Annotated in this window: 20 protein-coding genes; 8 read left to right on the top strand and 12 right to left on the bottom strand. The window is 71.0% G+C overall.

The features are described from left to right. Nucleotides 1-16 precede the first annotated feature (16 nt). The 4 genes from FV226_RS05090 to mutM form a co-directional block, all read right to left on the bottom strand. A complete protein-coding gene (locus tag FV226_RS05090; protein WP_246691494.1) occupies nt 17-880 on the bottom strand; it encodes a YicC/YloC family endoribonuclease in 864 nt (287 codons plus the stop codon). Nucleotides 881-945: 65 nt separating this feature from the next. Beyond that, nucleotides 946-1,350 (bottom strand): VOC family protein, encoded by a 405-nt coding sequence (locus tag FV226_RS05095; RefSeq protein WP_210246498.1) that lies wholly within the window; start codon nt 1,348-1,350, stop codon nt 946-948. Then, nucleotides 1,347-2,717 carry an endolytic transglycosylase MltG gene (gene mltG / locus FV226_RS05100; RefSeq protein ID WP_147762036.1) on the bottom strand — a complete coding sequence of 457 codons (1,371 nt, stop codon included), beginning with the start codon at nt 2,715-2,717 and terminating at the stop codon, nt 1,347-1,349. The genes FV226_RS05095 and mltG overlap by 4 nt, the downstream gene beginning before the upstream one ends. 172 nt (nt 2,718-2,889) lie before the next feature. Beyond that, nucleotides 2,890-3,801 carry a bifunctional DNA-formamidopyrimidine glycosylase/DNA-(apurinic or apyrimidinic site) lyase gene (gene mutM, locus FV226_RS05105; protein WP_147762037.1) on the bottom strand — a complete coding sequence of 304 codons (912 nt, stop codon included), beginning with the start codon at nt 3,799-3,801 and terminating at the stop codon, nt 2,890-2,892. 199 nt (nt 3,802-4,000) lie between these two features. Here mutM and ubiE point away from each other — a divergent pair, with 199 nt between their 5' ends. Then, entirely contained in the window at nt 4,001-4,768 is a 768-nt protein-coding gene (gene ubiE, locus FV226_RS05110) for a bifunctional demethylmenaquinone methyltransferase/2-methoxy-6-polyprenyl-1,4-benzoquinol methylase UbiE (protein WP_246691495.1), read from the top strand. Nucleotides 4,769-4,793: 25 nt separating this feature from the next. After that, nucleotides 4,794-6,350: a 2-polyprenylphenol 6-hydroxylase gene (gene ubiB / locus FV226_RS05115; RefSeq protein WP_147762038.1), complete on the top strand. Its 1,557-nt coding sequence runs from the start codon at nt 4,794-4,796 to the stop codon at nt 6,348-6,350. 21 nt (nt 6,351-6,371) lie between these two features. Here ubiB and FV226_RS05120 read toward each other — a convergent pair whose 3' ends face one another. Both FV226_RS05120 and senA read right to left on the bottom strand, forming a co-directional pair. Beyond that, nucleotides 6,372-8,774 (bottom strand): EAL domain-containing protein, encoded by a 2,403-nt coding sequence (locus tag FV226_RS05120; protein ID WP_187278704.1) that lies wholly within the window; start codon nt 8,772-8,774, stop codon nt 6,372-6,374. A gap of 312 nt (nt 8,775-9,086) precedes the next feature. Then, on the bottom strand, nt 9,087-10,376 hold the full coding sequence (gene senA, locus FV226_RS05125) for a selenoneine synthase SenA (protein WP_147762040.1): 1,290 nt from the start codon (nt 10,374-10,376) through the stop codon (nt 9,087-9,089). Nucleotides 10,377-10,403: 27 nt separating this feature from the next. Between senA and senB the strand changes: the two genes are divergently transcribed. Both senB and FV226_RS05135 read left to right on the top strand, forming a co-directional pair. After that, nucleotides 10,404-11,426 carry a selenoneine biosynthesis selenosugar synthase SenB gene (senB, locus tag FV226_RS05130; protein ID WP_147762041.1) on the top strand — a complete coding sequence of 341 codons (1,023 nt, stop codon included), beginning with the start codon at nt 10,404-10,406 and terminating at the stop codon, nt 11,424-11,426. Next, nucleotides 11,423-12,715, top strand: a complete 1,293-nt coding sequence (locus FV226_RS05135) for a phosphopantothenoylcysteine decarboxylase (protein ID WP_147762042.1) — start codon at nt 11,423-11,425, stop codon at nt 12,713-12,715. Before senB ends, FV226_RS05135 begins: the two co-directional genes overlap by 4 nt. A gap of 55 nt (nt 12,716-12,770) precedes the next feature. Here FV226_RS05135 and FV226_RS05140 read toward each other — a convergent pair whose 3' ends face one another. Further along, nucleotides 12,771-13,400 (bottom strand): glutathione S-transferase N-terminal domain-containing protein, encoded by a 630-nt coding sequence (locus tag FV226_RS05140; RefSeq protein ID WP_147762043.1) that lies wholly within the window; start codon nt 13,398-13,400, stop codon nt 12,771-12,773. Nucleotides 13,401-13,487: 87 nt separating this feature from the next. Next, complete coding sequence (locus tag FV226_RS05145) at nt 13,488-14,132, bottom strand: L,D-transpeptidase (protein WP_147753124.1); 645 nt, start codon at nt 14,130-14,132, stop codon at nt 13,488-13,490. A 177-nt stretch (nt 14,133-14,309) separates the two neighbouring features. Here FV226_RS05145 and FV226_RS05150 point away from each other — a divergent pair, with 177 nt between their 5' ends. After that, a complete protein-coding gene (locus tag FV226_RS05150) occupies nt 14,310-14,753 on the top strand; it encodes a VOC family protein (protein WP_147753123.1) in 444 nt (147 codons plus the stop codon). 13 nt (nt 14,754-14,766) lie between these two features. Here the strand turns inward: FV226_RS05150 and FV226_RS05155 are convergent, their stop codons facing one another. After that, nucleotides 14,767-15,210 carry a Crp/Fnr family transcriptional regulator gene (locus tag FV226_RS05155; protein WP_147762044.1) on the bottom strand — a complete coding sequence of 148 codons (444 nt, stop codon included), beginning with the start codon at nt 15,208-15,210 and terminating at the stop codon, nt 14,767-14,769. 167 nt (nt 15,211-15,377) lie between these two features. Between FV226_RS05155 and FV226_RS05160 the strand changes: the two genes are divergently transcribed. Next, nucleotides 15,378-16,187, top strand: coding sequence for an SCO family protein (locus tag FV226_RS05160; protein WP_147762045.1), 810 nt, complete (start codon nt 15,378-15,380; stop codon nt 16,185-16,187). Between the two features lie 6 nt (nt 16,188-16,193). On the opposite strand, the gene FV226_RS29060 is transcribed toward FV226_RS05160, so the two are convergent. Then, on the bottom strand, nt 16,194-16,322 hold the full coding sequence (locus FV226_RS29060; protein WP_348644085.1) for a hypothetical protein: 129 nt from the start codon (nt 16,320-16,322) through the stop codon (nt 16,194-16,196). Between the two features lie 258 nt (nt 16,323-16,580). On the opposite strand from FV226_RS29060, the gene FV226_RS05170 reads away from it, so the two are divergent. Next, entirely contained in the window at nt 16,581-16,775 is a 195-nt protein-coding gene (locus tag FV226_RS05170) for a KGG domain-containing protein (protein ID WP_147753119.1), read from the top strand. Nucleotides 16,776-16,934: 159 nt separating this feature from the next. On the opposite strand, the gene FV226_RS05175 is transcribed toward FV226_RS05170, so the two are convergent. Together FV226_RS05175 and FV226_RS05180 are read right to left on the bottom strand one after the other, a co-directional pair. After that, nucleotides 16,935-17,312, bottom strand: coding sequence for a hypothetical protein (locus FV226_RS05175; RefSeq protein WP_147762047.1), 378 nt, complete (start codon nt 17,310-17,312; stop codon nt 16,935-16,937). Nucleotides 17,313-17,737: 425 nt separating this feature from the next. Continuing rightward, nucleotides 17,738-18,541 (bottom strand): response regulator, encoded by an 804-nt coding sequence (locus FV226_RS05180; RefSeq protein ID WP_147762048.1) that lies wholly within the window; start codon nt 18,539-18,541, stop codon nt 17,738-17,740. Between the two features lie 195 nt (nt 18,542-18,736). Between FV226_RS05180 and FV226_RS05185 the strand changes: the two genes are divergently transcribed. Further along, the gene (locus FV226_RS05185; protein WP_147753117.1) at nt 18,737-19,000 is read left to right on the top strand and encodes a NepR family anti-sigma factor; all 264 of its coding nucleotides are present in this window, start codon (nt 18,737-18,739) and stop codon (nt 18,998-19,000) included. Nucleotides 19,001-19,061: the final 61 nt, after the last annotated feature.

The following is a 19,061-nucleotide window of genomic DNA, read 5'->3' on the forward strand; positions in this document are numbered from 1 at the left end:
GCCCCGCCCCGCCCTGTCACTCGACGTTCTGAACCTGCTCGCGGAATTGCTCCACCACGGCCTTCAAGTCGAGTCCGATTCGCGAGAGCGCCACGTCGTTGGCCTTGGCGCAGAGCGTGTTGGCCTCACGCCCGAGCTCCTGGGCCAGGAAGTCGAGGCGCCGCCCGATCGCGCCGCCCGCCGCCAGCAGCTCGGACACCGAGGCGAGGTGAGCGCTGAGGCGGTCGAGTTCCTCGCGGACGTCGGCCTTGGCCGCCATCATCACCGCCTCCTGGTGCAGGCGCTCGGGATCGAGGCCGCCGGCCTCCAGCAGGCCCGCGACGGAGGCTGCGAGCCGCGCGCGGATCGCCTCGGGCCTGCGCGCCGGGCAGCTCTCGGCGTCCTGCGTCAGCGCACCCATCCGCGCGACCTGCGCCGCCACGATCTCCTCAAGCTGTCGGCCCTCGGCGCGGCGCGCCTCGACGAGGTCGGCGACCAGCCGGACGACGCCCTCCGCGAGGTCGCGGGCCAGCGCATCGGGATCGGTGGCGGCCTCGTCCTCGGACTCGATCACACCGCGGATCGACAGCAGCCCGTCCATCGTCGCGGGCGCGATCCCCTCCGGCACCGGCACGCGGGCGACGGCCTCGGCGAGCCGGGCCAGCAGCGCCTCGTCGATCCGCACCCGGGCCTTGCTCTCGGGCCGTGTGAGGTTCAGCGACAGCTGGCACTGGCCGCGGGACAGCGTCTTCTGCAGGGCGGTGCGCGCGACCTCGCCAACCGCGTCGTAACCGTTCGGCACCCGCAGCCGGACGTCGAGCCCGCGCCCGTTGACGCTGCGGACCTCCCAGGCCCACTGCACCGGTCCGGTGGTGCCGGCGGCCCGGGCGAACCCGGTCATGCTCGCGATCATGGTCGTGCGATGCCCTGCGTTGCGACGGGGTAAGTTTTGCTGTGCCGAGGAGCCTACAGGAACGCGTTCACTTCCACCGTGAACCCGCCCGGCGCCTGGAAGTAGAAGGTCACGCGCCCGTGCTCCTCGCGCGGCGCCTCCGGTGCGAAGCCGCCATCGGTGAGCTGGGTGTGGATCACGTGGACCTGCTCCACGCGCTCCTGGATGAAGCCGATGTGGAAGATCTTGGGGTAGGTCGCGTCCTTCACGCGGAACAGGCTGAGGATGCCGCCGCCGTCGTCGGTGAGGAAGGCCATCTTGTCGTTGACCGGCATCCCGGTGCGGCGAAGCCCGAAATAGGTCTCGAACATCAAGACGGTGGCCGGGACCTCGGTGACGCCGAGGTTGACGTGGTTCAGGTGCATCGGCTCGTCCTGGATGGTGCGTGCGGACGGCGCCGCGGCGTCGGGTACGATCAAGGCTGCTTCAGCGCCGGCACGGTCTTGGGCGAGCCGAGGTCGTAGGTCTTGTTCTTCAGCGGGTCGAGCTTCGTGCCCTCCGAGGCGTCGAAGGCCTTCGGCCGCGGGGCGCCGGGCGCCATGGTCGCGCCGTCGAGCGCGTAGGCGTTCGTCGGCGGCGCGAAGGCCGAGGCGCGGGGCGGCACCGCGTCGGCGGGCGGCTCGGCCTTGTCGACGCTGTCCGGCGCCGTGGTCTGGCGGCTCTTCTCGACCTGGCGCCAGCGCGCGACGTTCTTCTGGTGGCCGTCCAGGCTCTCGGCGAAGGCGTGGCCGCCGGTGCCGTCGGCCACGAAGAACAGGTCCTTGGTGCGCGAGGGGTTGGCGACGGCTTCCAGCGCGGCGCGGCCGGGGTTGGCGATCGGGCCGGGCGGCAGGCCCTCGATCACGTAGGTGTTGTAAGGCGTCGCGCGCTCGATCTCGGAGCGCTGGATGCCGCGCCCGAGGGTGCCGCGCCCGCCGACCAGCCCGTAGACGATGGTCGGGTCCGATTGCAGCTTCATCCGTTTGTTCAGGCGGTTGACGAACACGCCGGCGACCCGCGGGCGCTCGTCGGCGCGGCCGGTCTCCTTCTCGACGATGGAGGCGAGCGTCACCATTTCGGCGGGCGTCCGCACCGGCACGTCGGCGCTGCGGCGCAGCCAGATGTCATTGAGGACCCGGCGCTGCTTCTCGCGCATCAGGTTGACGATCTGCTGGCGGGTGGCGCCGCGCTCGAACTTGTAGGTGTCGGGCAGGAGCGAGCCCTCGGGCGGGATCTCGCCGACCTCGCCAGTGAGCACGTCGTTCTCGTTGAGGCGTACGACGATCTGCTCGGAGGTCAGCCCCTCGGGGAAGGTGATCGCGTGCTGGACCTGCCGGCCCGTCGTCACGGTGTCGATCGCTTCGCCAATGCTGGCATGGGCCTTGAAAGTGTACTCGCCGGCCTTCAGCGGCGGGCGCCCGCCGAAGCGGGCGGCGAACTCGAACAGCCCGACATGGTCGATCACGCCCTCGCGCTTGAGGATCTCCGCGATCTCCCCGGTGCCGCTCCGCGACGGGATCACGACGACCTTGTCGGCGGGCAGCGGGCCGGGCTCCTGCACCTGCCGCTGGAACAGGGTCAGCCCCAGCATCGCGGCGATCGCGACCGCGACGGCGAAGGTCAGGAGCCCGCTGATCGTGGCGAGCAGGCCGCCGCGGCGGCGCTCGGGCCGCTCGGGCGGCGGCGGGGCGGCGGTCGGCTTGATCGCCTCGTTGGGCGAGCGGGGGGAAAGGCGCTGAGGCTGGGCCGGCTCGTCGTAGGCGAGCGGCTGCGGCGGCACGTGCGTCTGGCGTCGACGGAAGAACATCGGGATCCTGCTCGGGCTCGCGCCGGCGACGGGGAGTTCGGCCGGGCGCGCATGCGCGACGGGGCGGCGACCGCGAGGGATCGCCGCAAGCTACCGGAAACTACGCCGGTTTGTGGCGAAATTGCCATTGCGCGCCGCACCCGGCCGGCTGCGACGAGGCGGGTCGCCCCCGTCAGCGCGGAATCGCCCGCGCCGACGCCGGCTGGCACATCGCGCAGAAGAAGGTCGAGCGACCGGATTGCACGATCCGGCCGACCGTCCCGCCGCAGCCCTTGGTGCGGCAGGCCTCGCCGACGCGGTCGTAGACCCGGAACGCCTGCTGGAAGGCACCCGACGTGCCGTCGGTGTGAGCGTAGTCGCGAAGGGTCGAGCCGCCCGCCGCGACCGCCTCGGTCAGCACCTCGCCGATCACCTTGGCTAGCAGCCGCGCCTTCGGCGTCGGCCCGCCGTCGGCCTTGGCGAGCGTACCCGCGGCGGCCTCGGGGTGGAGGCCGGCCCGGTGCAGAGCCTCGCAGACATAGATGTTGCCCAAGCCCGCGATCAGGCGCTGGTCGAGGAGCGCGGCTTTCAGCGGCGTGATCTTGTGGCGGAACAGGCGCGCGATGGTCGCCCCGGTCAGCTCGGCGCTCAGGGGCTCGATGCCCATGGCCGCGAAGTGCCGGCACGCGGCGAGCGTGTCGGTGGGCACGAGGTCCATGAAGCCGAAGCGGCGGGCGTCGTTGTAGGTCACGGTGGCGCCGTTCCCCATCGCCATCACGACGTGGTCGTGCTTGGGCGTACCCAGCGCCCCGTCGAGGTAGAAGTCGCCGGGCGAGGTGTTGCTGCCGTCGGGCATCGCCACGTCGAAGCGCCCGCTCATGCCGAGGTGCATGATCAGCGTCTCGCCCGAGTCGAGGCCGGCGGTGAGGTACTTCGCCCGCCGCGCGAGGCTGGTGACCCGGCGGCCCTCCAGGCGGGCGGAGAAGTCATCGGGGAACGGGAAGCGCAGGTTCGGCCGGCGCAGGGTGACGCGGCTGAAGGTGGCCCCGACCATCGCCGGCGCGAGGCCGCGCCGCACCGTCTCGACTTCTGGAAGCTCCGGCATGGTCCTGTGGATGTCCCTCGGCGCATCGGATCGCGAAAGCCGGATATCGGCCCGGGACGCTGCCATCGCAATCCCGGGCGCCCGGCCTCTCGGAGCGCGCCCTGCGACCGTTCACTGCTCCGCGTCTTACGACGCATGGCGGATCGCGTCCGGCTTCGCTATGAGGCGCGAGGGCGCAGACGGGCAGGACTTCATGACGGTGGCGGACGGGAAGACGGGCGCGCAGGAAACCGATTTCGGCTTCGAGCGGGTGGCTTTGGCCGAGAAGCAGGCGCGCGTCGACGACGTGTTCCGCTCGGTCGCCAAGCGCTACGACCTGATGAACGACCTGATGTCCGGCGGCCTGCACCGGGCTTGGAAGGCGCAGGCTATCGCGATGCTGCGCCCCTCGCGCACGCGGCCCTTCCGCCATCTCGACGTGGCCGGCGGCACCGGCGACGTGGCCTTCCGCGTCCTGGAGGCCGGCGGCCCGCAGACCTCGGTCACCGTGCTCGACATCAACGAGGCGATGCTGCGGGTCGGCGCCGAGCGCGCTGGCGCGCGCTTCGAAGGCCGCATCGACTTCGTCACCGGCAACGCTGAGACGTTGCCCCTGCCCGACGCGACCTTCGACGCCTACACCATCGCCTTCGGCATCCGGAACGTGCCGCGGATCGAGCTGGCCCTGCAGGAAGCCCGCCGCGTGCTGAAGCCCGGCGGCCGCTTCCTGTGCCTAGAATTCTCCAAGGTCGACCTACCGGTGCTCGACAAGATCTACGACGCCTACTCATTCCACGTGATTCCGCGCCTCGGCGCGCGGGTCGCGGGCGACGCGGAATCCTACCGCTACCTCGTGGAATCGATCCGTAAGTTCCCCTCCCCCGGGCTGTTTGCCGGGATGATCGAGCAGGCCGGCTTCCGCCACGTCACCCACCGGCCGCTCTCGGGCGGCATCGTCGCGATCCATTCCGGCTGGAAGGTCTCGTGACCGATCCGAGCCGCCGGACGGCGCGATGATCGGCGCCGCCGTCAACCTCGCCCGCGGGGCCCGCGTCGGCTTCGTGCTGGCCCGCGAGGGCGCGCTGGCACTCGTCGACGCCTCCGAGCTGCCGCCGCTCCCGCGCCTCGGCCTCCGGCTGGTCCGGATGCTGGAGCGGCCGGGCCTCGGCTCCGGCGCTGCGCGGCTCTCGGCCGGGCTGACCCGGCTCGGGCCGTCCTACGTGAAGTTCGGGCAGTTCCTCGCCACCCGCCCCGACATCGTCGGGATGGCGGCGGCGCGCGACCTCGAGATGCTTCAGGACCGGGTGCCGCCGTTCCCGCAGGCGGTGGCCGTCAAGGTGGTCGAGGCGGCCTTCGGCCGGCCGATCTCCACCCTGTTCGTCGCCTTCGGCGAGCCGGTGGCCGCGGCCTCGATCGCGCAGGTCCACAAGGCGGTGGTGCAGGATGCCGACGGCACCCAGCGCAACCTCGCCGTCAAGATCATGCGGCCGGGCGTGCGCGAGCGCTTCCAGCGCGACGTCGAGGTGATGCGCCTCCTCGCCCGCATCGTCCACGTGCTTTCGCCCGAGGCCGAGCGCCTGCGACCCCGCGACGTGGTCGAGATCCTCGCCCGCTCCGTGACCATGGAGATGGACTTCCGGCTCGAGGCCGCCGCCGCCTCCGAGCTGGCGCAGAACACGGCCGACGATGAAGACTTCCGGGTTCCGCTGCCCGAATGGGAGCTGATCGCCCGCGACGTGCTGACCTGCGAGTGGATCGAGGGCACTCGCCTGCACAGCGCCGCCGCGCTCCAGGCCGCCGGCCACGACCCGCACGCGATCGGCCGGACCGTGATCCAGAGCTTCCTGCGCCAGGCGATCCGCGACGGGTTCTTCCACGCCGACATGCACCAGGGGAACCTGTTCGTGGACGCCGCCGGCAAGCTCGTGGCGGTGGATTTCGGCATCATGGGCCGGCTCGGGCGCAAGGAGCGGCGGTTCCTCGCCGAGATCCTGCTCGGCTTCATCATGCGCGACTACACGCGCGTCGCGCAGGTGCATTTCGAGGCGGGCTACGTGCCGGCCCACCACTCGGTCGACGACTTCGCGCAGGCGATCCGCGCCATCGGCGAGCCGATCCACCAGCGCCGCGCCGACGAGATCTCGATGGCGAAGGTGCTGACGCTTCTGTTCGACATCACCGCCCTGTTCGACATGAGCACCCGGACCGAGCTGGTGATGCTGCAGAAGACCATGGTCGTGGTCGAGGGCGTCGCCCGCAGCCTCGATCCCAAGCTCGACATGTGGACCTCCGCCGAGCCGGTGGTCCGCAGCTGGATCACCCGCAACCTCGGCCCGGTCGGGCGTCTCGAAGGGGCGGCTCACGCCGCGCGCACCCTCGCCGACGTCGTCGCCGACGTGCCCGAGCTCGCCCTGCGGCTCCGGCGCCTGCTCGTCCGCGCCGACGAGGCGGGCACGGGGGACGCCCACCGCCTGGAACGCATCGCCCGCACCGAGCGCCGCACCGCGTTGTGGCAGACGCTGGCCCTGTGGGCGATCGCAGCCGGCGTGCTGGTCGCGGCCTTGCGATAGCGCGTCCCGCCGGACGATCCGTCAGGCCGCGGCCCAGCCGGGCCCGGCCGCCTGATCCGGGCGTGGGTCCGCCTTGGGGACGATGCCGGTCTCGCGCGGGTTCAGGGGGGCGGGGCGGCCGAACAGGTAGCCCTGCACCTCGGCGCAGCCGGCGGCCTTGAGGAACGCCAGCTCCTCGGGCGTCTCGACGCCCTCCGCCACCACCGGCAGGCCCAGGCCGGAGCCGAGGCCGAGGACGGCGCGCACGATCGCCGCGGTCTGGGCGTTCGTGTCGACGTCGCGCACGAACGACTGGTCGATCTTGATCCGGTCGAACGGGAACGCCCTGAGGTTCGCCAGCGACGAGTAGCCCGTCCCGAAATCGTCCATCGCGATCCCGACGCCCAGCGTCTTGAGCTGCCGCAGCGTCGCCACCGCGCGATCGAAGTTGCGGATGAGCGCGGTCTCGGTGATCTCCAGCTCGAGCCGCGCGGCCGGCAGTCCGGTCTCGAGCAGCACCGCGAGCACCTGCGCGGCGAAGGCCGGGTCGTGCACCTGGACCGCGGAGACGTTCACCGCCACCCGCAGGGGCGCCTCCCAGCCCGCCGCCTCGCGGCACGCGGTGCGAAGCACCCACATCCCGATCGCCGAGATCGTCCCGCGCTCCTCGGCCACCGGAATGAACAGGTCGGGGGGCACCCGGCCGCGCTCCGGGTGGGTCCAGCGCAGAAGGGCCTCGAAGCCGAGCAGCGCCCCGCCATCGGCGGCGACCTGCTTCTGGTAGACGAGGTGGAACTCGTCGCGAGCGAGCGCGCATTCGAGGTCGCGCTCCACGCCGTGCCGCTCGCGCACGGCGATGCCCATCTCCGGCTCGAAGACGCCGTAGGTACCCCGGCCGTCGGCCTTGGCGCGGTAGAGCGCCGTGTCGGCGTGGACCATCAGGTCCTGGCGTTCCATGGCGTCCCGCGGACACAGGGCGATGCCGATGCTGACCCCGACCATGGCGTCGGCGGTCCGGTCCGAAGCCTGCGCCGCAAGTGCGGCGATGATGGTCTTCGCCAGATCCTCGGCCGCGTCAGGCCCGGCCTGGCCGTCCATGAGGATCGCGAACTCGTCCCCGCCGAGGCGCGCCATGCACTGGTCCGGGCCGAGCAGGCCCGTCACGCAGCGGGCGACCCGGGCGAGCATCGCGTCGCCGGCCGCGTGGCCGAACAGCTCGTTGACGGCCTTGAAGCGGTCGAGGTCGAGGCACAGCACTGCGATCGAGGCGCCGGTCTCGACGGCCGAGGCCACCGCCCGGTCGAGCACCGCGTTGAAGGCGGTGCGGTTGAGCAGGCCCGTCAGCGCGTCGTGGTGGGCGAGGTACTGGATGTTCCGCTCGGCCTGCTTACGCTCGCGGATGTCGCGGACCGCCAGCGCCTGGTGCGACTTGCCCGCGAAGTCGATCCGCCGGAGGATCGCCTCGACCGCGATGATCTCGCCGGCGGCGTGGCGCAGGCCGAGCTCGACCGGCTGCCCCATGGCGCAGGCGAGCCGCTGCCAGGCGTTGGCCTCGGTGAGGAAGGTGCTCACCGGCAGGCCCGCCACCGCCGCGTCGGCGAGGCCGACGAGGCGGCCGAAGCTGACGTTGGCCGTGACGACGCGGTGGCCGTCCACGACGATGAGCCCCTCCACCGCCGCGTTGGCGAGGCCGCGCATGCGCTCGGTCTCGCCATGCACGCGGCGCTGCTCGCGCAGGCTGAGCGCGTGAGCCGTCGCGGTGAGGACGAAAATTGCGAGGCTGGCAAGCGCCACCGCGCCGGCGAGCCACGTCGGCGACATCGCATGCGGCGACAGGGTGGCCAGCGGATTTTCCGTGATCGTCACCGCAGCCATCCCGATCGTGTGGTGCGCGCCGATCGCCAGCGTCAGGATTGCCGCGCTGGCCAGCAGGGAGGTGAGCGATCGGGACCGGATCGCGGTCGAGAGCGCGACGGCGGAAAAAAGCTCGCCGACCACGATCGAGGCGGCGACGACGGCCGGGTTCCAGCGCAGGTGCCCCGTCACCTCGAATGCCGCCATGCCGGTGTAGTGCATCGCGGCGATGCCGAGCCCGACGACGAGCCCCCCGAGCCAGGATGCCCCTTGTGTCCCGAGCAGGGCGACGCGCAGCCCGAGGCCGGTGAGGCAGATCGCGATGATGAGCGAGAGGAGGGTCAGGCCGTGGTCGTAGGCGCTCGGGATGCTCGGCTGGAAGGCCAGCATCGCGATGAAATGGGTCGCGAAGATACCCGTGCCGCTGGAGATCGCCGCGACGACGAGCCAGGTCAGACGGGTGCGGCCGGCGCTGCCGGCGTGGCGGAGCAGGCGGATCGCAGTCAGCGCCGCGATCGCGCAGATCGCGGCTGCCAGGCCGACGAGGCGGAGATCGTGCTGGTCCGTGAAGCAACCGATGACGGTCAACATGCCGACGGATCCGACATCGCGCCAGGCTTGCCCCATGCCGGGATGCTGCGATGCTGGGTCATCCTCGGAAGAATTTCGATCTCAAGATGAAAGTAGATATGCTAGGTACAACCGTAAGGCTATATTTGATATCATTTTCCGGCAGGCCGATTAAAGATACCTTTCGTGCAAGATCCTCCCAAAAGGCTCTGACATCATCGTTGCCGCATAACGTCGCTCGTTGGAGCGATTGCGTATCGATCGAATCATCTTTCGATTGCAGCCGCTCAAGCATAGTCGCTGTGCCGCCTTCCCCGCCTCCAGGGCGGGCGCTCACCGAGCCGCGGTGCGGAAGCCCGCGTAGATGTCGCGCCGGTCCGGCGTGAAGAAGTTGCGGTAGGCGTTGTCGACCATGCGGCCGCGGGTGATCCAGGCGCCGCCGCGCAGCACCTTGCGCGTGCCGAAGGCCGGCTCGGAATACTCTCGGTACACGTCGGGCGAGAAACCCGGATAGGGCAGGAAGTCGCTCGCGGTCCATTCCCAGACGTTGCCGAGCATCTGCCGGCAGCCCCAGGCGCTGTCGCCGTCCGCGTGGGCGGCGACGTCGACGCAGCCGAGGCGGCCACCGTCGAGGTTGGCTAGGCGGGCGTCCGGTGCAGTCTCGCCCCAGGGATAGCGCGACTTCGTGACGCCGATCGCGCCGTCCGGCGCCGGCGCCGTCGAGGCTGCGACCTCCCATTCGGCCTCCGTCAGCAGGCGCCGCCCGGCGAAGGCGCAGTAGGCTGCGGCCTCGTACCAGCTGACGTGGACCACCGGCTGGTGTGGGGCGAGGTCGGAGACGCCACCGAACCGGCTAACGCGCCAGCCCGCTCCGTCCCGCTGCCAATGCGCGGGATGCTCGGCTCCTGTCCGGCAGCGCCAGCGCCATCCCTCCGCGTCCCAGAACGACGGCTCGCGATAGCCACCGGCCTCGACGAAGGCGGCGAATTCGGCGTTGGTCACCGGCGCCCGCGCGATCTTGAACGGTGCGACCGCGATCGAGTGCGCCCACTTCTCGTTGTCGAAGACGAAGTCCGCGTCCGGCTCGGCGCCGAGCCGGAAGGTCCCGCCCGGGATCGCCGCGTCGCCCGGCCACGGCCCTTCGGCGACGGGGGCGAGGCCGGCCGAGGCGGCGAAGGACGGCGCCGGATAGCCCAGCGTCTGGCGCGAATAGGTGAAGGCCTCCCCGTGCATGTCCTCGTGGTAGGTGGTCAGCCGGTAGCGGTAGGCCTCCTCGCGCGTCGGCGTGCCGTCGAGCCGGCGGACCAGCGCGTCGTGGACGCGGCCCATGTAGCCGAGCGTGTCCGCGAGCGGGGGTAGCGCGCGCACCCAGCGGTCGTCGTGGGCCAGCACCGCAGAGTTGTAGACCGCGTCGGCGTCCGCGATCGCCGGCGCGGCGCCGTCGAGGGCGCGCAGGATGAAGTGCTCGTGGAACCAGGCGAGGTGGCCGATCTCCCAGAGCAGCGGGTTGACGATGTCGAGGCGCGGCCCGATCAGCTGGTCGGGCACGAGACCGGCCACCAGCTCGAGGGTCCGGGCGCGGCTGTCCTGCAGCATCGCGATGAGTTGTGTGGCGTCGGTCATGGCGTGCGTCCGATAAGCGATCGACCCATGAACGTCATCCTGATCACGCCCGCACCCCGCCACTCGCGGACCGGCAACCGCACGACGGCCCTGCGTTGGGCCGGCCTCCTCCGGGGAGCCGGCCACCGCGTCGTGGTGGCGACCGCGTATGACGGCGAGCCCTGCGACCTGATGATCGCCCTCCACGCCTGGAAGAGCGCCCCGGCGATCCAACGGTTCCGTCGCGCGTACCCGGAGCGCCCCCTCGTCGTCGCGTTGACCGGCACCGACATCAACCACGATCTCGCCGCCGACCCGGCCACGACCCAGCGCTCGCTCGACCTCGCCGACGCACTCGTCGGCCTGCACGAACTCGTCGGCGAGTCGATCCCGGCGCGCCACCGCGAAAAGCTCGCGGTGATCGTGCAATCCGTGCCGGCGGGCGGGGACCGCCTGCCGGCGCTGAAGCGCGCCTTCGAAATCCTGGTCGTCGGGCACCTGCGCGACGAGAAGGACCCGCTGCGCGCCGCGATCGCCGCCCGCGTCCTGCCCGCTTCCTCCCGCATCCGCGTCGTCCACCTCGGCGGCGCCCCCGACCCCGCCTGGGCGGCGCGCGCCCGGGACGAGATGCAGGCCAACCCGCGCTACGACTGGCGCGGCGAGGTCTCCGGTGCGCACGTCAGGCGGTTCCTGCGGCGCGGGCGGATGATGGTGCTGAGCTCGCTCAGCGAGGGCGGCGCCAACGTGGTCTCGGAGGCGGTCGTCGCCGGCCTGCCGATCCTCGCCTCTGCGATCCCCGGCAATGTCGGCCTGCTCGGGGGCGACCATCCGGGCTACTTCCCGCCCGGCGACCACGGCGCGCTTGCGGGCCTGATGCTGCGGGCGGAGCGGGAGCCCGACTTCCTCGAAGGCTTGCGCGCGCACGGGGCGGCGCGCGCCGACGCGTTCGACCCGGCCCGCGAGCGCTTGGCCTGGTCAGCCCTCGTTGAGCGCGCTTCCGCCGCGGCGCGGGCACGAGTGGCGTCCGGCATTGACGCGGCCCGTCCCGCACCGGCACTCCTGCAGCCATGAGTGAAGCCCCCGCGTCGCCGCTTGCGAACCGTCGCATTCTCCTCGTCGTCGGCGGGGGGATCGCGGCCTACAAGGCCCTCGACCTGATCCGCCGCCTGCGCGAGCGCGGCGCCACCGTCCGCCCGCTCCTGACGAAGGGCGCGCAGGAATTCGTCACGCCGCTCGCGGCCGCGGCGCTCGCCGGCCAGCCAGCCCATACCGACCTGTTCGACCGGGCCGACGAGGCCGAGATCGGCCACATCAAGCTCGCGCGCGACGCCGACGCGGTGGTGGTGGCGCCGGCCACCGCCAACCTGATGGCGCGGATGGCCGCCGGCCACGCCCCCGACCTCGCCTCCACCGTGCTGCTCGCCACCACCCTGCCGATCCTGATCGCTCCGGCGATGAACGTGGCGATGTGGGCCCACCCTGCGACCCGGCGCAACCTCGCGACCCTGCTCGCCGACGGCGTCCGCGTCGTCGGCCCCAACGCGGGCAAGATGGCCGAGCCCGAGACCGGGCCTGGCCGCATGGCCGAGCCGGTCGAGATCGCCGACGCGGTGGCTGCGATGCTGGCCGAGGCGCCGCGCGAGACGGAGGGCTTCGGCTTCCTCGCCGGGCGCGCCAAGCCGCCGATACCCACGCCGACGCCGACGCAGCTTGCCGGGCTGCGGGTCCTCGTCACGTCGGGGCCGACGCACGAGCCGATCGACCCGGTGCGGTTCATCGCCAACCGCTCGTCCGGCCGCCAGGGCCACGCGATCGCCGCCGCAGCCGCGGCGGCCGGCGCCACGGTGACTCTGGTCTCCGGGCCGGTGGCGATTCCCGACCCGGCGGGCGTCACCGTGGTGCGCGTCGAGACCGCGCGCGAGATGCTCGCCGCGGTCGAGGCGGCCCTGCCCGCCAGCATCGCGGTGTTCACGGCCGCGGTCGCGGACTGGCGGCCCGCCACCGAGACCGGCTCCAAGATCAAGAAGGACGGCTCGGGGCCCGCCCCGCTGGCGCTGGTCGAGAACCCCGACATCCTCGCCACCATCGCCGCGCGGACGACGGGCCGCCCCGACCTCGTCGTGGGCTTCGCCGCCGAGACCGACACGGTGATCGCGCATGCGCAGGCCAAGATCGCCCGGAAGGGCTGCGACCTGATCGTCGCCAACGACGTCTCGGCGGCCGGCGGGGTGATGGGCGGGGGGACGAACACCGTGCACCTGATCGCCCGCGACGGATCGGTCGAGACCTGGCCGACGCTCGACAAGGACGAAGTCGGCCGGCGCCTCGTCGCGCGGTTCGCGGAGCTGCTGCGGGGTTAGGCGCCGGCGCGGCGCCCCGCCCTGCTGCCTATACGCCCTAGCCCGCCGCGCTCTCCTACTGGGCGGCCGCGAGACGCGCGTCGTCGGCGGAGATCGCCTGGTAGGCCGGCCGCGCCCGGTAGCGCGCGAGGTAGGCCATGATCGCCGGCTCCTCGGGCACCAGCTTGAACGCGGTGGTCCAGCCGAGCGCCGAGCCCCACAGCACGTCCGCCGCGGAAAAGCGCTCACCGAGGATCCACGGCCCGGGCGTCAGCATGGCGACCACCTGGGCCAGAACCGTGTCGTAGTCGCCGTAGGCCGACATCATCCGAGGCGGCGGGTCGCGCTCCATCGCCCGGTCGATCACGGCAGGCTCGAAGCACGAGCCGTAGAACACCATCCAGCGCAGGTAGGCGCCGCGGGCCGGGTCGGTCGGGCCGGGAGCGAGGCCGGCAGCCGGGAACAGGTCGGCGAGGTAGAGGTAGCAGGCCGCCTGCTCCGCTACGGTCGCGGCGCCGTGGCGGATCGCCGGGACCTTGCCCATCGGGTTGACGGCGAGGTGAGCGCTGCCCTGCTGCTCGCCCGCCTTCAGGTCGATGACGTGCAGTTCGTGCGGCGCGCCGAGCTCCTCCAGCAGCACCCGCACGCCCGTCGAGCGGGTGTTCGGCGCGTGGTGCAGGACGATCGCGTCGGTCGTGGTCGGCATCGCCGTCTCCGGGGGTGGGCGTTTCGGGCCTACGCTATGCCGGTGCCCCGCTCCGGTCGAGCCGCAGCGTTCAGATCCGGTGCGTGCTCAGACCCGATACTTGCCGTTGCGCTTGATTAGCACCTGCGTTCCGACGGGGACGCGCTCGTAGAGATCGACGATGTCCTCGTTGAGCATGCGGACGCAGCCGGACGACATCTGCTCGCCGATGCTCCATGGCTCGTTGGTGCCGTGGATGCGGAACAGGATGTCGCGGTTACCCTGGTAGAGGTAGAGCGCGCGGGCGCCGAGCGGGTTGTCGACGCCGCCCTTGCGCTGGCGGTCGATCTCCGGGTGCAGGGCGACCATGGTCGTGGTCGGGCTCCAGTCGGGCCAGACGCCCTTTCGGCCGACGCGAGCCTCGCCCTTCCAGGAGAAGCCGAGCTTGCCCACGCCGACGCCGTACTGCATCGCCGTGCCGTCGGCCTGGACGAGGGCGAGCTGGCGCTTGTCGATGTCGACGACGATGGTGCCGGGCCGCTCGGGGCCGTTGTAGCTCACGACCTGCCGGCGGTACTTCGGATCGAGGCGGTTGGTGTCGACCAGCGGCACGTCGAACGGCTTGTCGGGCTTCGTGCCGATGTACCACGCCGCCTCCTCGTCGTTGGCGGCGACGTTCACCGGTCCGCGCTGGTTGCAGGCGGCGAGCGGCGCGATCAGGACCGCGGCGAGCAGGATCCGGCGGATTGGCATGGGGCCTCACGAGGCGAGGGAGCGTTCGGATCATGCCTACCGCCTCGCGTTCCCCCACGATGTGACTTTTGCGTCTCAGGTCGGACGAAGCGCCCGGTACGATTGCCCGGATTTCGCCTCGTTCGGCCGTGGCTTGCGCCCTAACTTTCCCGGATCGGTTTCGACACGAGGCGCATCATGGCCGACACGCTCACCCTTCCCGAGATGCAAGGCGCGCTGCCCGAGACGCCCCTGCGCCCGGCGATCCATCTCGACCATTGCGTGATCCACGTTAGCGATTGGACGCGTGCGAACGCCTTCTACGGCGACGTCGTCGGGGCCGAGATCGTCCCGGTCGGGGCGGGCTTCGCCTACCGGCTCGGCGGGGTCCAGTTGAACTGCCACGGCCCGGGCCTGTCGCCGGAGCCCCTGGCGGAGAAGCCTGTGATGCCGGGCGGCAGCGACCTGTGCTTCCGCTGGTCCGGCACGATCGAGGAGGCGATGGCGCACCTGGCCGCCTGCGGCGTCCCCGTCGAGCGCGGTCCGGTCGAACGCCATGGCGCGGCCGGGCCCGGGACCAGCGTCTACTTCCGCGATCCCGACGGGTCGCTGATGGAGTTCATCACCTACCCGACGCCATGATCCGCCCGCGGCTTCAGCCGCGGCTCTGCGCCAGCGCCTGGTTCGTTTGCTCTAGGCGCAGGGCGAGTTCGCGCATTAGCGCGATGCTGATCTGAGGAAACTGCGCCAGCAGCTCGAGGAACACGCCGCGGTCGATGCGCAGGGCCGTCGCCGCTGTTTCGGCCGTCACGGTGGCCGAGCGCGGCTGGTCGGCCAGGATGCCCATTTCTCCGACCAGCGCGTTTGCGCCGAGGAGGGCGAGCCGCACCGGCCCGGCGGCGCCGTCGATGGTCACGGCGGCGCTGCCTTCCAGGATCAGGTAGGCGGCGTCCGCCGCGTCGCCGCGGGTGAAGAATTGTTGGCCGGGCTCGAAGTGTACCCGCTCGCTGGTGAAGGCGAGGAGCTTCAGCCGCGACGGCTCGACCTCGCGGAACAGCGGCACCTGTCGAAGGGAGGTAACCTCCGTATCGAGGGTCATGGGTGGGACTCCGGACCGCGCCGGATCTCGTGATGGGGCCGGCCGCGTCATCCATGCGGCTTGCGGCGATCTTGTCCAGCCCACACGTTGCTGGGGCATGCTGCGACGGCTTGCCCCGGATGCCGCGCCGCATGGGATCGGGCATGCGGAGGCCCACAGGAGGTGCCATGCGCCGCGCCCGCCGTCTTCGCCTTGCTGCGTCCCTCCTCGCGCTGCTCGTGCTCGGCCTGCCGCTCGCCGTCGCGCCGGCGGCCGCCCGCCTGAACCGGATCGAACTCGCCCGCGTCTCGGTCGCGCCACCCTCGAGTGCCCGAGTCCCCCTTGACCTCGCGTTCACCGACGCGTCGGGCGACCGGCCGACCACCCTGGGTGCGGCTTTGGGCGGTCGGCCGACGCTGATGCTGCCGGTTGACTACACCTGCGGCAACGTCTGCGATCCGATGCTGGCGATGTCCGGGGCGGCGCTGGCCGCGACGAGGCTCGTCGCCGGCCGCGACTACAGCCTGATCCTCGTCGGCATAGATCCGCGGGACGACGCGGCCGCCGCCCGGCACATGCTCGGCACCGAACTTGGCGACCCGGCGCTCGAGGCGAAGGCGGCCGCCCTGGTCGGCGACGCCGGGGCGGTGGACAGGCTGACCCGGGCACTTGGCTACGACTTCGTCTACGACGCAGGTACCGACAGCTTCGCCCACCCCGCCGCCGCGATCCTGCTGGCCGGGGACGGCCGCGTCGCCCGCGTCCTTTCGCCCCTGGCGTTGAACGGCGGCGATTTGCGGCTCGCTCTCGTCGAAGCCGGCGAGGGTCGCACGGGCAGCCTCTCCGACCGGCTCGTCCTGCTCTGCTACGGCTACGACGCCGCCACCGGCATCTACACGCCTATGATACGTCGCATCCTCAGCATCGCTGCGGCTGCGACGATCCTCGCGATGGCGGGCGGCATCGTGTTCCTCGCCCGTCGTCCGCGGCAGGCCTGAGCGTACTCAGCGCTTGGTGGACAGGCCGGGCTTCTCGTCACTCGGAGGATCGCGCTTCACGCTGGCGTTCGGCTGCGGCGAGTCGATCGGCTCCTCGTGGGTCGTCGGCGTCGCGCTGCCCTCGTCCGCGGGCATGGGCGGAAGCGCCGTCGTTTTCGGCTTCGGCGCGGCCTCAGCCGAAGCCCGGGCCGCGGCGGACACCATCTCGCGATTCGTCATGCTCGAAAACACCTTGTTCGAAGCGGGCGGAGAATGCTCGCGCCCCGCGCCTTCTGTGTTCCAACGCCATCGCACCGGCGTAGTTGCGGCTAAGCTTGTTGCAGAAGCGTGAGAGGAACCTTCGGATACTGGCGAAGGTTGTGAAAGGGTGAAGAGAAGCCTGAGGAGGAGCTGATGGCATCCGGTAATTCGACCTCCAAGCGAGGTTTTGCGTCGATGGATCTCGAGCGCCAGCGCGAGATCGCCAGCAAGGGTGGCCGCAGCGTGCCAGCCGAGAAGCGGTCCTTCTCGCAGGATCGCGAGCTGGCCTCGTCTGCCGGTCGCAAGGGCGGCCAGGCGACCGGCACCGGACGCGACGGCGCCGAATAATCGATTGCCGTCGGCGATAGGCGGCGCCTGCCCTCCGAGGGCAGGCGCCTTTTTTTGTGCTCGGTTTCGGTGACGGAAAACGCAAAGGCCCGCCCCAGGCATTGGGGCAGGCCTTTGCGTTGGTCGGTCTCAGTGAAACGTACTAGTACGACGTATCGATTAGGAAATGCAGCGACCCGGGATCATGCGGCGGGCCTCGGGGCCGACGAGGGAACTCAGGGCCGCTTCGCAACCCTCGCGCATCCGCATCCGCATGCGCGGCTTCAGCGGCGGCTTCGTCCCGATCTCCTGTGCCGTCTCCATTGCGGCCGGCATGGCACGGTTCGGCCCGGCCTGGAGGCTCGCCACGCGGCTCGGCCGGATCGCCAGCGACACGGGGCGCATGCCGGGCAACGGACGCGCCTCGAACGATGCCGGAGCCACGATAGGCGTCGCCGGAACCCACTGGTCGGCGCCGGCCTGCACCATCGGGTGGACGAGCAACGTCAGGATGGCGGCCGGTGCGCTCACGCCGAGAAGGAAGCCTGACCGAAGCATCGTCGTGATCTCCGAGTGGGAGCTTGACAGGATGATTCGAAAACGCGTCTTCCGTGATCCGGTTCCGCCACTGCCGCGCTTTCGCCGGAATCAGTATTGAGGTCGGATTTTTCGAATCACTGCAGCGATCCGCGCATCTTATCCACAGGCGGCCGTCGTGGCGTCAACGCCACACACGTCGAAAAAGCGCAGCGTATCGGAACTCACTGGGGTGGCGCTCGTTGATGAAGCACCCGGCTACCTGGTCCTCCCCGCATTCCCCTTGTGCATCGGCCGGAACCTTATCGACGGGTCGGAGATCTCTCCGGCCCGTTTTTTTGTGCCCGGTCACCATCTGGGCGTGCGGGCAACAAAAACCCCGGCGCGAGCCAGGGTTTCGTCGTTTCGGGGACCGAAGCGCAGGCGGCCGGGCCGCCGCCCGGATCTCAGGCGGACTTGGCTTCCCGCCGCCGCGCCGTCTGCTGGAAGAACAGCGCTTGGCTGATGACGGCCGAGACGTTGGCGGGCTGGAACGGCTTGGCGATGAGGAAGGCCGGCTCGGGCCGCTCGCCGGTGAGGAAGCGCTCGGGGTAGGCGGTGATGAAGATCACCGGAACCTCGAAGGTCTTCAGCAGGTCGTTCACCGCGTCGAGGCCAGACGAGCCGTCGGCGAGTTGGATATCGGCGAGGATCAGGCCGGGGCGCTTACTGTCGGAGGCGATCTTGACCGCCTCGGTGCGGGTGCGGGCGACGCCGATGACGTTGTGACCCAGCCCTTCGACCAACGCCTCGAGGTCCATGGCGATCAGCGGCTCGTCCTCGATGATGAGGATGTCGGTCGCCATGTCGGCGGCGAGCTCGCGGCCCGCCTCATCGACGAGGTCGCGGACTTGGCTGACATCGACGTCGAGGATGATCGCCGCGTCCTCCTCCGAGAATCCCTCGAGGCAGGAGAGCAGGAAGGCCTGGCGCGGCAGCGGCGTGATCTGACCGAGCCGGACCTCGGCGGGGAGATCGTGCTGCACCTGCTCGCTGCGGCCGTTGACCGACAGGGAGTTCCAGATACGCGTGAACACGCGGAACAGGTCGGCCTTCACGTTCTTGCTGCGGCCGAGCGTATCCGGCTCGTTGACCAGCGTCTCCAAGGTCGCGGCGACGTAGGCGTCGCCCGCCACCTGGCTGCCCGTCAGCGCGCGCGCATAGCGCCGCAGGTAGGGCAGGTGCTGCACCACGAGTTGCGATGTCGACATACGATCCCCTGTGCCTTGTCGGCCTGCTATTCAACCTGCCGCCCCAACGCGGGGCATCCGACTCCGTTCCGGGCGGGTGCGGAACCGCCTCCGCCCGTCGGCGTTGCTGGTGCAGCCATGGCGTATGTCGCGCTTCAAGACAATGCGGGCATGGCTCGTGACGAGATGCCGTGAACGGCACCAGGGGGCGCGAGGATGACCGACGCTGCGAAAGCCGAGAGGCCGATCGGCCGTGGCCGTGCGGGCGATGGCATCGCCGACGGCGGCGGGGTCTCTCGGACGATCGTTCCCGACTCTGCGGGTCGGCACCGCGGATCGTCCCGCCTCAGCGATCATGCCCAGGCTCGTATCGGAAACACGCTGCGTTCCCTCTACGACGGCCTCATCCAGCAACCCGTCCCGGATCGCTTCCGCGACCTCATCGAACGCCTCGACGCGAAGGAGCCGGAGTCACCCTGAGGCGCTCCGGCTCCTTCCTAGAAGATCCCGCGGCGCGTTGAGCGCCTGCGGAATCTTGTAT

Source organism: Methylobacterium sp. WL12, assembly GCF_008039475.1.
In the GTDB taxonomy this organism is placed as follows: domain Bacteria; phylum Pseudomonadota; class Alphaproteobacteria; order Rhizobiales; family Beijerinckiaceae; genus Methylobacterium; species Methylobacterium cerastii.

Excerpts from the sequence above, each read along its gene's own strand:
- mltG (WP_147762036.1), bottom strand. The coding sequence starts at position 2,717 with ATGTTCTTCCGTCGACGCCAGACGCACGTGCCGCCGCAGCCGCTCGCC.
- FV226_RS05090 (WP_246691494.1), bottom strand. The coding sequence starts at position 880 with ATGACCGGGTTCGCCCGGGCCGCCGGCACCACCGGACCGGTGCAGTGG.
- FV226_RS05145 (WP_147753124.1), bottom strand. The coding sequence starts at position 14,132 with ATGCCAATCCGCCGGATCCTGCTCGCCGCGGTCCTGATCGCGCCGCTC.
- FV226_RS05185 (WP_147753117.1), top strand. The coding sequence starts at position 18,737 with ATGACCGACGCTGCGAAAGCCGAGAGGCCGATCGGCCGTGGCCGTGCG.
- FV226_RS05155 (WP_147762044.1), bottom strand. The coding sequence starts at position 15,210 with ATGACCCTCGATACGGAGGTTACCTCCCTTCGACAGGTGCCGCTGTTC.
- FV226_RS05135 (WP_147762042.1), top strand. The coding sequence starts at position 11,423 with ATGAGTGAAGCCCCCGCGTCGCCGCTTGCGAACCGTCGCATTCTCCTC.
- FV226_RS05140 (WP_147762043.1), bottom strand. The coding sequence starts at position 13,400 with ATGCCGACCACGACCGACGCGATCGTCCTGCACCACGCGCCGAACACC.
- senA (WP_147762040.1), bottom strand. The coding sequence starts at position 10,376 with ATGACCGACGCCACACAACTCATCGCGATGCTGCAGGACAGCCGCGCC.
- FV226_RS05160 (WP_147762045.1), top strand. The coding sequence starts at position 15,378 with ATGCGCCGCGCCCGCCGTCTTCGCCTTGCTGCGTCCCTCCTCGCGCTG.
- FV226_RS05120 (WP_187278704.1), bottom strand. The coding sequence starts at position 8,774 with ATGTTGACCGTCATCGGTTGCTTCACGGACCAGCACGATCTCCGCCTC.
- FV226_RS05175 (WP_147762047.1), bottom strand. The coding sequence starts at position 17,312 with ATGCTTCGGTCAGGCTTCCTTCTCGGCGTGAGCGCACCGGCCGCCATC.
- senB (WP_147762041.1), top strand. The coding sequence starts at position 10,404 with ATGAACGTCATCCTGATCACGCCCGCACCCCGCCACTCGCGGACCGGC.
- ubiB (WP_147762038.1), top strand. The coding sequence starts at position 4,794 with ATGATCGGCGCCGCCGTCAACCTCGCCCGCGGGGCCCGCGTCGGCTTC.
- FV226_RS05180 (WP_147762048.1), bottom strand. The coding sequence starts at position 18,541 with ATGTCGACATCGCAACTCGTGGTGCAGCACCTGCCCTACCTGCGGCGC.
- FV226_RS05150 (WP_147753123.1), top strand. The coding sequence starts at position 14,310 with ATGGCCGACACGCTCACCCTTCCCGAGATGCAAGGCGCGCTGCCCGAG.
- FV226_RS05170 (WP_147753119.1), top strand. The coding sequence starts at position 16,581 with ATGGCATCCGGTAATTCGACCTCCAAGCGAGGTTTTGCGTCGATGGAT.
- FV226_RS29060 (WP_348644085.1), bottom strand. The coding sequence starts at position 16,322 with ATGCCCGCGGACGAGGGCAGCGCGACGCCGACGACCCACGAGGAGCCG.
- mutM (WP_147762037.1), bottom strand. The coding sequence starts at position 3,801 with ATGCCGGAGCTTCCAGAAGTCGAGACGGTGCGGCGCGGCCTCGCGCCG.